The following is a 13,807-nucleotide window of genomic DNA, read 5'->3' as shown; positions in this document are numbered from 1 at the left end:
TTTAATTTGCTTTTTGTAGTTGATATTCACTGTACTTGAGAATGTACACAAACCTATTTTCGAATCCACTATCAGCAGGGTATTGAGCAAACTGATAATTGCTGGAAATCCCTTGAAATTTATTTTCAGAAAGATTTTTCAGAAAACCTGTTCCTTCTTTTTGGAGAAGAGAAACAAACGCATACGTAATATCAAACCCCTGGAAAACATAAGTCTCTGGCTCTGTTTTGTATTTCGCACGATAATTTTTCACAAAATATTGGGTGGAAACATTCGAATAATCAATATAAGTATTTGATGGCAGATGAAGTGATAAATTATTTAAATATTCAAAATCCAAATTATCATAATTCACCCAATTTTGAAGTCCGAATAACACAATTTTATATTTATCCTTTAGCCCATTTAAACTTGAAATAAATTCAGTAACGTATGATTGATTGTTTGAAGGAAGAATAATCACATTTACTTTCGAAGTGCTTAATAAACTCTGAGTGTTGCCTAATCCATATCCAATTTTAATAGAATCAGAAACAGGTAATCCGGCTTTTACCAATTCGGGGTTCGCCACATTTTTAAACGCATTAAAAAATGCAACTTCCTTTATATTGGAATTATTGACAAGAATAATATTTTGGGTTTTGAATGTATCCACAACAAAATGCGCCATTTGTTCCACCTGCATGGTAATAGAAGGTGATACTTTTGAAACATAAGGATTATTAAATAAAATTTTATTTACTTGCGTAAAAGGAGAAACAATAGCAATGGAATGTTCTTTTGCAAAATTTGCAACAGGAATAAAGCCCGAACCATAAAGAGGCCCGATAATTAAATCCATTGACGCCAATTCAGGTTTCTTTAAAACGTTCGCAATGTTTGCAGAATCTTTATCATCAATATCGTAGACGAACACTTTTGCATTTAAATGTTGTTTTTTTAACGAATCGATTGCCATCAAAGCACCTTCATAAAATTGCAAGGCCACATTTGTTTTGTTAGAAAAAGACACATCACCTTTAATCAACTTCTCCATATCAATCGAATTTGCTTCATCAGCATTGAATGGTAAGAAAAAAGCAATATTGTATTCCTCCTTTTTTTCTCCTTTATAATTGGAATAGCCTAAAGAATTTCTATCCGCTGCTTCCGTGCTGGTATTGGTAGTGGTGACAACCGTTGTGGTTGTATTCGTTGTTGTTGTAGAAGTGTTTGTAGTAGCTACATCCACATTATCCGATTTTACTTTAGCAGAAGGGATTTTAAGCATCTGCCCTGTTTTCAATCCATCAGAAAGTTCGGGATTAAGCGCACGTAATTTATCAATTGAAATTCCATATTGTTTACTAATTGAGTAAAGTGTTTGGGATTTTTCTACTTTATGTAAAATAAAACTAGAGGTATCGTTTGCTGTCAATTCAGTAGGTTTTTTCTTAACCATTTGAATTTTCAGAATCTGTCCTGGCTTTATTCCATCAATTGCTTCCGGATTATCAATCACGATATCATTCACATCCCGTTTATAGAATTTTGCAATAGCAAAAAGTGTTTGTCCTTTTTCAACTGTATGCAAATAGTACTTTAAACCATTAATGGTTGCTGAACTTCTGGTTTTATGAATCTCAGTAGATTCTTTTTCTTGAGCATACGAAGAGAACGCCAATAGTACAAAAAGCACCAAAGGAAACAAGGATTTAATATACAATTTCGAAATTTTCAAATTACACAATTTTCAAATTAGCATTACTCCCACTCGATGGTTGCTGGTGGTTTTGAACTAATATCGTATACTACACGATTAATTCCTTTTACTTTATTAATAATTTCATTCGATACTTTCCCTAAAAACTCGTATGGCAAATGACACCAATCAGCGGTCATTCCATCGGTGCTTGTAACTGCTCTTAATGCCACAGCATTTTCATATGTACGTTCATCGCCCATAACGCCAACTGATTGAACTGGCAAAAATATAGCACCAGCTTGCCAAACTTCTTTGTATAAACCGGATGATTTCAAGTTATCAATAAAGATGGCATCTACTTCTTGCAAAATCCGTACCTTTTCTGGAGTAATGTCTCCAAGAATACGAATGGCAAGCCCCGGACCAGGGAACGGGTGACGATTTAGAATTGCATCATCAATATTTAATGTCTTCCCCACTCTTCTCACTTCGTCTTTAAATAAGGTTTTTAGTGGCTCAACCACCTGCAATTTCATATAGTCAGGCAATCCGCCTACATTGTGATGTGATTTGATGGTTGCTGATGGTCCTTTAACCGAAATTGATTCAATCACATCCGGATAAATGGTGCCTTGCGCCAACCATTTAACATCTTCAATGCGTTTGGACTCATCATCAAAAACATCAATAAATACTTTACCGATTGCCTTCCGTTTTTTTTCAGGATCAGAAACACCTGATAATTCAGCATAAAAGCGATCTTTTGCATTTACTCCAACCACATTTAGGCCCATGTGTTTGTATGACTCCAGCACATGTTCAAATTCATTTTTGCGAAGCAGACCATTATCCACAAAAATGCAATACAAATTTTTTCCGATTGCTTTATGAAGCAACACAGCAGCAACACTCGAATCTACTCCGCCACTTAAACCTAATACGACTTTATCGTTTCCTATTTTTTGTTTTAACTCTGCAACTGTTGTTTCTACAAAAGAATCAGGTGTCCAGTTTTGCTTACAACCGCAAATATCAACTACAAAATTTTTCAATAAAAGAGCACCTTCGGTTGAATGATATACCTCCGGATGAAACTGAATACCAAATGTTTGTTCACCTTTCACTTGATAGCCTGCAAACTTCACATCCTTTGTACTAGAAATAATTTCGTAATTATCAGGAATTTTGGTAATGGTATCTGCATGACTCATCCATACTTGGGAATTATCACTAACTCCTTTAAACAAAAGATTATCCGCTTTTACAAAAGAAAGATTAGCGCGACCATATTCACGATGTTCAGAAGCTTGTACCTCTCCACCAAATTTATGAGCCATTAATTGTGCTCCATAACAAACACCCAACAAAGGCAGTTTTGCCTTAAAAGCATCCAAAGAAGGATTGGGTGCGTCTTTGGCACGAACAGAGAAAGGGCTTCCCGAAAGGATAACACCTTTTATATCTTTTGAAATATCTGGAATTTTATTGTAGGGATGAATTTCGCAATACACGTTTAATTCGCGCACTCTGCGGGCGATAAGCTGTGTATACTGGGAACCAAAGTCTAAAATTAATATCGTTTCTTGCATGCGCGCAAATATACAAATTGGCAGTAAGTGAAAAGCATAATTCTTAACAATTTGTTCATAATTATTCAGGCAATATTTTTGACCATAACATCCAATCTATCTATTTTTGAATCAACATATTGTGCATTTAACATTTTTATAAAACTATCTTCATACAGAATACACTTATTCAGAAGATATTTGCACAATAAAAGCTCCCGGTGAACACCCTATAGGAATTGTAAGTTCAATTACAAGTCTCCGAAACCACTGATAATAAATTTAATTATTAGCATGAGATTAAAAGGGATACATATCATTTTATTAAGTGTTTTGTCAAATGTAATTATTGGCCAAACGTCATTACCAGTATCCAGAACAGAGGCATGGACAACAACTCCTTTAGGTTGGATTGACAATGGAACTGGAAGTTATACTTCATCTCAATGCACAGGAGTGAATTCCGGACAATTGAATTCAACTGGAGATTACTTTGAAGTATCTTTTACTGGTGTACCCGATCAATTAATATACACGCTTAAAGGACAAGGTTATACTTCCGGAACATTTACGGTTCAAGAATTTTATGGTGGAAGTTATCAGAATATTATTACCTATTCAAATAGTACAGACATGCCCGGTTCTTGTACTGTTCATACGCATACATTAAATGCTGGCACCTCAAAAGTAAAATTCAACTTTATAACAAAAGTAACTGGAAACATTACACTTGATGAAGTATCCATAACAGCTCCTGCCTGCACACCACCTTCTACTCCATCATCGCCCACTGCTGCTTCAAATCCATCTTGCGGAGCAACTACTTTAAATACAATGACTCCTTCAGCTGGAGAAACTTGGTACTGGCAAGGAACAAATGCTTCAGGAACAAGCACTACCAACCCTACTTCATCCACTTATCCTGTAAGTGTTTCAGGAACCTATCATGTAAGAGCACAGAACAATACTACTTTATGCTGGTCAACTGTGAGTGCAAGTATTGCCATGACAATAAATGCATCGCCTACTATCTCGAGCCACCCGAGCAATACAACGGTTTCTGTTGGTAGCAATGCTACTTTCACAGTAACTGCAGCTGGAGGTGGCTTGACCTATCAATGGCAGGAAGATCAAGGTGGAGGCTTTGTTAATCTCTCGGATGGTGGTATTTATAGCGGCACAGGAACAAGCAGCTTGACATTATCCGGTGTTACTTTGGCGATGGATACCTGGCAATACCAATGCATTGTAACAGGTGTATGCGCTCCTCCAACGATTACTTCAAATGTGGCTTCGCTTAGCATCGTAACCACAAGTGTAGGAGATTATCGCAGCAGAGCAAACGGGAACTGGGGAACAAACACCACCTGGGAAAAATGGAATGGTTCCGCTTGGGTAGCTTGCACAGCAGGAGATTTTCCAGATGCAGGAACATCCAATGTAGAAATAAGAACACATACAATCGATTTAGACGGAAGCGGTACACCTCCGTTTGATTGTAAAAATTTAGTAGTTCAAACCGGAGGAATTTTATGGACTAATCATTTTACGGGTGCAAATGCTTATGTGCAGATATACGGCAACATCACTTGCAACGGAACAATAGGCACGGTGACTGGTGATGATATCTGCTTCGACCTAGCTGGAGGAATTACGTGTACAATTTCTGGAAGTGGTTCATTTTACGCGACACGAATCAGAAAAGATGATGCAATAAACAATTCCTCCAATACCACATTAACCATCGATATGAACATCTTTTTGTTTTGGAGCACAGGGTCAGCAACGATATTATTCAATGATGGGTCGAGTGATGCGATGTTTGATGTAATTGTGAATGCAGGAAAAACATTAAGAGGAATTACTGCCGGTGCGGTATCAAACAACATTTCAATAGATGGTGTGGCTGGTGTTGATGCAACAGCATGTGGTGGATCATTTACAGTATACGGAACTATCGATATTGACGGGACAATATATATCACTACTAATAATGTTAATTTATCTCGTCCTGTCTCCTTAACTATTAAAAATGGGGGTATTGTAAAATGTGCTTACATCACAACAAGTGCGTCTGGTGTTGCAACAGCAATATTGACTATTGAAAGTGGTGGAAAGCTTACTTTATCAGGAGCGGATGCATCTTCCAACGCCTTTTCATCTTTTAGTACGACCAACAACATTTACAACTTAAACGTTGGCTCAGCAGTAGAGTATTCCGGAACAGCTGCTCAAAATGTGGAGAGTCAACTCACCTACTCCAATATTCTTTTTAATGGCGGTGGCATGAAAACACTCAATGGAGCCACTACTATTAATGGATTAGCAACATTCACAAATGGATTGGTAGCCTCCACAGCAACAAATATTCTAAATATGAGTTCAAGCTCCTCAACCACTGGAGCAAACAACACAAGCTTTGTTACAGGTCCGGTTGCAAAAAATGGAGCCACTGATTTTATTTTTCCTGTAGGAAAAGATGCAGCCTATCGTCCAATTTCGGTAACATCTTTAAGCGGCTCTGAAACATTTACTGCAGAATATTTTCATGCGGATCCGGATTTAGCTCCCTATGATGTCACATTAAAAGATGCCACCTTAGATGATATTGGGAGATGTGAATATTGGATTTTAAATAGATTGGGAAGTATTGATGCAAATGTAACCTTAAGCTGGGATACATATAGTTGTGGTGTAACCTCCTTGCCAGATTTAGCAATTGCAAGATGGGATGGTTCCATGTGGAAAGACCATGGAAATGGAGGCACTACAGGAACAACCACAAATGGTACAATCATCACAAGTGGAGCAGTTACTTCCTTTAGTCCGTTTACCCTTGCCTCTAGATTAGCCGGAGTTAACCCTCTACCAATTGAATTGTTAAACTTTACTGCAGCATTTAATTCTAAAAACAACGTGGAAATTAAATGGGTGACATCCTCAGAAACCAACAACGATTATTTTACCATTGAACGATCGGCAGATGGATTTTCTTTTGAGGAAATCGATGTAATTGACGGAGCTGGAAATAGTACCGTAACAATTAACTATTCAACGATTGATTACGCTCCACTTTCCGGTGTTTCCTATTATCGGTTGAAGCAGGCAGATTTTGACGGAGCTGTAACCTATAGTCAAATTATTTCAGTAGAAAAAAGCAGTTCTGATTTTGATTTAGTTTACACATTTGCATCTGAAAGCGAGTTAACACTGTTTTTTAATTGCGAATCTACGTGCATCGTCTCATTCGACTTGTTTGATTTAATGGGAAAAAAGGTTGTATCAAAAACGAATGTGTCTATAGCTGAAAATTCAAAAATTTCAATCCCAACAGACAACCTTTCGAAAGGAATTTATTTAATCAAAGCCAGTGACGGAAAAAAATTGGTAAGTAAAAAAATAAAACTATAAACCTAGTTTAATCCTTTTAAAGCATTTGCAGCTTCTTCAAAATTAGGATTAATAGAAAGACAAGCTTTGAAATCGGTTGCTGCATTTTTTTTATCTCCCATCGTTTGATAACAAACGCCTCTTCCATAATATGCTTCCACATAGGCCGGATCGATCGACAATGCTTTGGAAAAATAAGTTAAAGAAGATTTATAATCATTTTTTCCAACCATATAAATTCCGCCTAAATTGTAATTCGCATTTTTATGCATCGGATCTATTTTCAATAATACATTGTATGCTTCGATGGCCTTATCCCAGTTTTTAGCATCTTGATAAAACATTCCGATATCATACCATGTATCTTTACTTTGCGGTTGAATGCGCAATGCATTCTTATAATAATCAATAGCAATCGGATTTCTCTGTCCGGCATTTAAAATACCTAATTGCATGTATGCGCTATAGAATGTTTGGTCAATTTCTACAGCTGTTTGCATACTTGAAATGGCTTTGGCGGTATCCTTTAACTCCTTATAATTCATCCCCTTCATAAAATACCCTTTCGTATTATACTTGTCAATTTTCAAAGCCATATTAATGTATTCAAAACATTTATCGTGTTTTTTGACATAAAAATAGAGCTCTGCTAACTTGAGCATGGCATCCACATTTTTATTGTCTAATGAAAGACATTTTTCCAATGCAGCTTTAGAATTTCCTGTTTGATTGGTAAGGAAATATAAATCAGAAAGTGTAATAAAATAAGGCGCTTTTGTACTGTCCAGAATCATTACTTTTTTCATATCCTCAAACCCCTTATCGTACTTCTGTTCATTCAAGTAATATTTTGCTCGGTTATGATAGAAATCCGGATTATCAGGATTTGCTGCAATATCAGCATTCAACTTAACAAGTGCTTCAGGTAATTTAGACTTTAACGAATCTGTTTTAGGAGTTTCATTCGAAACGGGTTCATTTCCACAAGAAGAAAACAGTATTACACTTGCAAAAAAGAAAGAAGAAAAAAGAGTTTTAAAATTCATATCGATTCGATTAAAGTTAAACAAAAGTAAATAAAAAATGTCATCCCGTATTCATAAGGCTTCCAAAGGAAACCGAATGTTGGGGATGACATTCAAATAAATGGGCAATCTGCCTATAAACGGGTATTAACTTTTAGCTGTTGCTAATTCCGGAACTTCCGGAGCCACTAAGGTAGCATTGCTTAAAGCAACACGAATTTTCATTTCAATTTCTTCACACAATTCGATGTTGTCATGGAACAATGCTTTAACAGCATCTCTACCTTGACCTAATTTGGTATCACCGTAACTAAACCAAGAACCACTCTTTTTAATGATGTTATGTTCAACACCCAAATCAACGATTTCGCCAATTTTAGATATTCCTTCTCCATACATGATATCAAATTCCGCCTGACGGAAAGGAGGAGCTACTTTGTTTTTTACGATTTTTACACGTGTACGGTTACCAACAACAGCATCTCCTTCTTTAATTTGTCCAATTCTACGGATATCAATACGTACAGAAGCATAGAATTTCAACGCATTTCCACCTGTTGTTGTTTCAGGATTACCGAACATCACACCAATTTTCTCCGCCATTTGGTTGATGAAGATACAGCCAACCTGTTTTATTGATTGTACCGGTAAGTTTACGTAAAGCCTGTGACATTAATCGTGCATGTAAGCCCATTTTTGAATCCCCCATTTCACCTTCGATTTCACTTTTAGGAACCAATGCGGCAACGGAGTCGATAACAATAATATCAATTGCTCCGGAACGGATTAAATTCTCAGCAATCTCTAAGGCTTGTTCGCCATTGTCAGGCTGAGAGATTAATAAATTTTCTGTATCAATACCCAATTTTTCAGCTAGGTACGGTCGAATGCATGTTCTGCATCAATGAATGCTGCAATTCCACCGGCACGTTGCACTTCAGCAATTGCATGTAATGTCAATGTCGTTTTACCGGACGATTCAGGTCCATAAATTTCAATAACTCTACCTTTTGGTAATCCGCCTATTCCTAGGGCAATATCAACACCCAAAGAACCTGTAGGAATCACTTCCACATTATCTGCAGGAGCATCTCCCATTTTCATAATAGCACCTTTACCATAGGTTTTTTCTAACTTATCGATGGTGAGTTGCAATGCTTTTAATTTTTCTCTGTTAACGGATTCTTTTGCTTCTTTCGCGCCTTTTGATTCTTTGGTTTCTTTGCTCATGGTTATATAGATTTTATAGTTACAATTTTGGATGACTAGGTGGACGAGTGATCAGGTGATTGAGTAGTTTCACTACTACTTTATTCCAATTTCCCTTTATACTTTAAATATCCACTTGATCACTTTATTACTTTATTATATTATCACTCTTTTCTTTTTCGCCTAGCTACTTAATCACCTAGTCACTTAGTCACCTAAGATTTGCTCCGTGTGATTTTTACTTTTCACATCAGTTATTACTTTTTCAATTTTGCCTTTTTCATCTATTATAAAGGTAGTGCGATTAATTCCGTCAAAAACTTTTCCCATAAACTGTTTCTTCCCCCAAATATCGTAAGCTTTTATTGCTTCCATATTCACATCAGCCAACAATTGGAAAGGCAAATCAAATTTCTCAACGAACTTTAAATGTTTTTTCTCTTCATCGGCACTGACTCCTAAAACAGAATATCCTTTCTTTTTTAATTGCGCAAAATTATCTCTCAAATTACACGCTTCAACAGTACAAGTAGGTGTATTGTCTTTCGGATAGAAGTACAACACCAATTTTTTTCCTGCAAAGTCTTTCAAAGAAACTTTTTTTCCGTTCTGATCTTTTCCACTAAAAGTAGGAGCCTTGTCCCCTGCTTTCAGCCTTGTTGTGTGATTTTTCATAAATTCTTTCTATAAAATTAAATGAATTATCACTTATTTATAAAACAAAGTTCTGCTATTTATGAACAAGAAAAAAGAAAAATTTAAGAATACTAAAAAACGTAGCAAAACAAAAACCAACCAAAAACCTGTAAAATACCCTACAGTATTGAGCTAAATTTAAATTACCAATATATTTAGCAGGATTTTATCTGGCTATTTTTTTCGAAAGGGCTTCGAAATATTTGCAATACATCTTGATTTCACACTCCATACATTTCGGATTTCGGGCTATACAAACATAGCGACCATGCAAGATTAACCAATGATGAGCAACTGCTACTTTATTTTCGGGAATGTATTTTATCAGTTGTTTTTCCGTTTCTAAAGGGGTTTTTGAATTCGTAGTTAAACCCAAACGGTTGGAAACTCTAAATACATGTGTATCAACTGCCATAGCAGGTTTATCATACACCACAGAAGCAATAACATTGGCGGTTTTACGCCCTACCCCTGGCATTTTTATCAATTCATTTATTTCCGAAGGAACCACACCTTTAAATTCAGTTACTAGCATTTTAGCCATTCCTACCAAATGCTTGGCTTTATTATTCGGATAACTGATGCTTTTAATGTATTCAAACACTTCATCACTGCTTGCTACAGCCATCACTTCGGGGACAGGAAAAGCATTAAATAATGCTGGCGTAACTATATTTACTCGCTTATCGGTGCATTGAGCAGACAAGATAACCGCCACCAATAATTGGTAGGGGTTATCATAGTTCAATTCTGTTTCAGCAATCGGATGATTTTTACTGAAGTAATCGATTACCTTTTCGAAACGTTCCTTTTTAGTCATTCCTTACGTCTTTCTCAAACGGTTTACAGACTTTTCAATATATTTTTCAGTGGGCAATAATGAGCGTTGAATTCTTCTTGCATACTTAATACTATCAACAATAGCCTTTTGGTGCTCCTCCACTTTATTCTTTTGCTCTTCTACTTCCGACTTTTGTTGTTCGACAAGTAGTTTTTGATTTTCAATAATATCTTTTTGTTTTCGAGTAATACGCAACGACCTGAAAACATAAACAGCAAAAATTATTACAAGAATCAAAAACAGGAAACAAGCACTAATACAATTTTTTGTTTACGACTTTTTTCTTCTGCAATCAACTCTTGATTTTCTAATTCCTTTTGATGTTCAGCGACAGCGATGGCTTCTTTCTTTTCAAAATCATAATTCATTTGATTCTGAATAGTTTTTTTGCGCGTTTCTTCATTATCTAAGCTATCGCTATATAGAATATGTAATTTATGATTTTCAAAGGCTCCTTTATAATTTCCGGTAGCACTGTCTAATTCTGAAAGACCATCATACGTATTACTTAGACACTCTTTAAACCCAATCTCAAGCGATAATTGCTCGGCTTTTTTAAGAAAAATTGCAGCTTCTTTGTAGTTCTTCTGACGCGTATGCACGATTCCGATATTGGAATAAACACCTGCTAGCAAATACTTAATTCCAATTTTTTCCATAATTTCTTTGGCCACCAAATATTTTGTAAGTGCCATAGAATAATCACCTTGCTCCGAATACACATTTCCAATACTCAGATTCGATTCAGCAACCCCTCTCTCATCCTGCAGTTTTATTCTCATTTCTAACGCCAACGCATATTGGTGCAATGCTTCATTATACTTTTTTTGATGAAAATAAATCCCTCCAATATTGTTATGTGCAATCGCAATACTTTTCTTTACTCCCAGCTGCTCATAAATTTTTAGTGAGGAAGAAAACTTCTTTAAAGCCTCTTCATAGTTTTCCTGAGCATAATAAACATTCCCAACATAAAAATAAGCATCTGCTGCTCCAGGCTTATCCTTTATCTTTTCCCTAATTCTTAAAGATTCAAAATAATACTTAAGTGCTTCAGGATAATTCCCTTTGTCTTCTGCAAAAAAGCCTTTATACGCGTAAGTCATCGCCTCACCTTTTTTATAACCTGACTTTTTTGACAAATCTAAAGCGTTGATCAAGTATTCTTGAGCTTTCAAATCATCATCATATTCATACCTTAGAAAAAGCGAATTCATCACATCTACTTTCAAGGTATCATAAACAGATGTTTTAATAATTCGCAAAAGGGAATCCAAATCTTTGTCTTGCCCAAAAGACCGAAATGAAATCTGCAATAAAAGGAAAAATAATATGACGACCCTACTCCTTTTCATAAACGAATTATTTCATTAATCTTTTTAAGGTTTTATCAATATACTTTTCAGAAGACATATTGGATTGCTGGATTCTTCTTGCATAATTGATACTATCAATGATCTCTTTTTGTTTTTCATCCACCAATCGCTTTTGTTCAGATATTTCTTTATTTGATTTTCGCTTTTGACGATATGCAAAAAGTAAAAAAACCAAAACAATAAAGCCGGCTAAAACCAACAAAAGCAGCTGATTTTGTTGTTTCGATTTCAATTCCAATTGATATTCCGATTCTTTTATCTGGCTTTCCTTTTTGCTGATATCGTATTTCACTTCCATTTCCAACATTTTCCCTTCCAACATTTCAGCGGAAATACTATCATCCATCACTTTGTATAACAATTGGTTTTGATAAGCATTTTCAAATTGGTTCAATCCACTATATGTTTTAGAAACCCCTAGATAAACATCACGTTTTATCGTTTGAAAGTTTAGTTTCTCAGCATAATCTAATGCAGTTTTATAGTTTATCAATGCCTGTTTATAGTCTTTTAACTGATAATTAATTTCACCTAAAACTATTGACGAATTTGCCATTCCCAAATCAATTTTAGCATCTTCATAAATACGATACGCTTCCATCGCTTTTTGAAGTGCTAATTGCAAATCACCTTTTTTCATAGTGATTTCAGCAAAACCTAAAATTGAATTTGCATAGGCAGAATAATCATTATTTGCCTTATAAATCTGCGCAGCCAATGAATTATATATCAATGCACTATCATATTGTGCTGTATTCAGTAATAAAATACTGATATTATTAAATATGTTGGCACATTGTTTATAGTCTTTTTGCGATTTATTAAAGTTGTATGATTTATCATAATAATAGCGGGCTACCTTGTATTTTTTTTGACGACACAACAAATTAGCATAGGTATTATAAAACTCATATAAATCCTCTTGATAATGATACTTTTCCAAAAACTGAATATATTCTATTGCGTAACTCATCGCAACATCATTCATTCCGCGATGGTATAAATTGGTAATTAAAACAGGATACATTTTAAGAATACCTGAAGAATAATTTATTCTCTTGGCGAGCTTCGCAGCATCCATAAAATATTCAATACGCTCCTTTGATTTAAAATATTCGAATTGACGGCCCAGTTCGAAATACAGCTCAGCTTTCACTGAATCGATTTCACATAACGTGATTGCTTTCTTTAAAGAATCGATTTTCGCATGCTGACTGTAGCTAACATTTAAAACAAATAGAAAGAAACAACACAAAAGATATTTTAAGATGTATTTCATTTCTACATTTATTTCTTTAAACGCGTCAGGTGACTATTAATGTATTTTTCATCTGACATTAACGAATTCTGTATTCGCTTCGCATAATTGATGCTATCAATAATTTCCTTTTGCTTTTCTTCCAGCTTTTGATGCTGTAATTCAATTTGTTCAAGCGAGTCCTTTAATTTATCTTCTGTTTCTTTTCGATAAACTACTTCTTTCTTAAACTTTTGATTCCAAGCCAATACACCAACAGCCAATACAATTATTCCAACGATTATTAATTGCTGAGCCATTGGCCAATGTTGAAGTTTAAATAAAAAACCTAAAAACAAAGAACCAATCCCTACAAAATCAAACAAACTCAAAAAAAGCGCGTCAAAATTTGAACGTGCATATACTTTCCACTTTTCATATTTTATTTTCAGAGAAAGCGTACCATAGAACAGCGAAAAAATCAGCACACCAATAATGAACTCAATTCCAGCACCTGGCCAGCGCATAAATTTTGAAATTATACCAATTAATATAAGAAATATAGAAAATACAAATGATCGTTTGGATATTTTTTTAAGCTTCTCGATGGATAAAGGAAATAAACTAAATGCCGGTCCTAAAAAAATAAAGGACAAACTTAGTATCATGACAGGAACAGTTAACTCAACTGCAACTTTTTTATCAGCAAACAAATCATACGACACAATAGGAAAAACAATAATCCCTAGTATCGTCAGTATTATTCCAATCTTTTTCATTT

At 35.2% G+C, this 13,807-nt stretch carries 9 protein-coding genes and 1 pseudogene; 1 reads left to right on the top strand and 9 read right to left on the bottom strand.

Features of this window, described 5'->3' with window-relative positions:
• Position 1: 1 nt before the first annotated feature.
• Together IPP64_05560 and guaA are read right to left on the bottom strand one after the other, a co-directional pair.
• The gene (locus tag IPP64_05560; GenBank protein MBL0328882.1) at positions 2-1,720 is read right to left on the bottom strand and encodes a LysM peptidoglycan-binding domain-containing protein; all 1,719 of its coding nucleotides are present in this window, start codon (positions 1,718-1,720) and stop codon (positions 2-4) included.
• Between the two features lie 23 nt (positions 1,721-1,743).
• Positions 1,744-3,273: a glutamine-hydrolyzing GMP synthase gene (gene guaA / locus IPP64_05555; protein ID MBL0328881.1), complete on the bottom strand. Its 1,530-nt coding sequence runs from the start codon at positions 3,271-3,273 to the stop codon at positions 1,744-1,746.
• Positions 3,274-3,546: 273 nt separating this feature from the next.
• Between guaA and IPP64_05550 the strand changes: the two genes are divergently transcribed.
• Positions 3,547-6,663: an immunoglobulin domain-containing protein gene (locus IPP64_05550; GenBank protein MBL0328880.1), complete on the top strand. Its 3,117-nt coding sequence runs from the start codon at positions 3,547-3,549 to the stop codon at positions 6,661-6,663.
• A 2-nt stretch (positions 6,664-6,665) separates the two neighbouring features.
• Here the strand turns inward: IPP64_05550 and IPP64_05545 are convergent, their stop codons facing one another.
• The 7 genes and pseudogenes from IPP64_05545 to IPP64_05515 form a co-directional block, all read right to left on the bottom strand.
• Positions 6,666-7,688: a tetratricopeptide repeat protein gene (locus IPP64_05545; GenBank protein MBL0328879.1), complete on the bottom strand. Its 1,023-nt coding sequence runs from the start codon at positions 7,686-7,688 to the stop codon at positions 6,666-6,668.
• Between the two features lie 126 nt (positions 7,689-7,814).
• A pseudogene (recA, locus tag IPP64_05540) lies at positions 7,815-8,897 on the bottom strand (recombinase RecA).
• A 186-nt stretch (positions 8,898-9,083) separates the two neighbouring features.
• A complete protein-coding gene (gene bcp / locus IPP64_05535) occupies positions 9,084-9,551 on the bottom strand; it encodes a thioredoxin-dependent thiol peroxidase (GenBank protein ID MBL0328878.1) in 468 nt (155 codons plus the stop codon).
• A gap of 187 nt (positions 9,552-9,738) precedes the next feature.
• A complete protein-coding gene (gene nth / locus IPP64_05530; protein MBL0328877.1) occupies positions 9,739-10,392 on the bottom strand; it encodes an endonuclease III in 654 nt (217 codons plus the stop codon).
• 254 nt (positions 10,393-10,646) lie between these two features.
• On the bottom strand, positions 10,647-11,630 hold the full coding sequence (locus tag IPP64_05525) for a tetratricopeptide repeat protein (GenBank protein MBL0328876.1): 984 nt from the start codon (positions 11,628-11,630) through the stop codon (positions 10,647-10,649).
• 145 nt (positions 11,631-11,775) lie between these two features.
• Complete coding sequence (locus IPP64_05520) at positions 11,776-13,068, bottom strand: tetratricopeptide repeat protein (protein ID MBL0328875.1); 1,293 nt, start codon at positions 13,066-13,068, stop codon at positions 11,776-11,778.
• 8 nt (positions 13,069-13,076) lie between these two features.
• Entirely contained in the window at positions 13,077-13,805 is a 729-nt protein-coding gene (locus tag IPP64_05515; GenBank protein MBL0328874.1) for a hypothetical protein, read from the bottom strand.
• Positions 13,806-13,807 lie beyond the last annotated feature (2 nt).

It is taken from the genome of Bacteroidota bacterium (genome assembly GCA_016722565.1).
In the GTDB taxonomy this organism is placed as follows: domain Bacteria; phylum Bacteroidota; class Bacteroidia; order 2-12-FULL-35-15; family 2-12-FULL-35-15; genus 2-12-FULL-35-15.
Note: the sequence above shows the minus strand (reverse complement) of the source record. Positions and strands in the feature narration are given on the sequence as shown.

What these genes read in the sequence shown, in the direction of transcription:
- guaA (MBL0328881.1), bottom strand. Translation starts at nt 3,273, where the DNA reads ATGCAAGAAACGATATTAATTTTAGACTTTGGTTCCCAGTATACACAG.
- IPP64_05550 (MBL0328880.1), top strand. Translation starts at nt 3,547, where the DNA reads ATGAGATTAAAAGGGATACATATCATTTTATTAAGTGTTTTGTCAAAT.
- IPP64_05545 (MBL0328879.1), bottom strand. Translation starts at nt 7,688, where the DNA reads ATGAATTTTAAAACTCTTTTTTCTTCTTTCTTTTTTGCAAGTGTAATA.
- bcp (MBL0328878.1), bottom strand. Translation starts at nt 9,551, where the DNA reads ATGAAAAATCACACAACAAGGCTGAAAGCAGGGGACAAGGCTCCTACT.
- nth (MBL0328877.1), bottom strand. Translation starts at nt 10,392, where the DNA reads ATGACTAAAAAGGAACGTTTCGAAAAGGTAATCGATTACTTCAGTAAA.
- IPP64_05525 (MBL0328876.1), bottom strand. Translation starts at nt 11,630, where the DNA reads ATGAATTCGCTTTTTCTAAGGTATGAATATGATGATGATTTGAAAGCT.
- IPP64_05520 (MBL0328875.1), bottom strand. Translation starts at nt 13,068, where the DNA reads ATGAAATACATCTTAAAATATCTTTTGTGTTGTTTCTTTCTATTTGTT.
- IPP64_05515 (MBL0328874.1), bottom strand. Translation starts at nt 13,805, where the DNA reads ATGAAAAAGATTGGAATAATACTGACGATACTAGGGATTATTGTTTTT.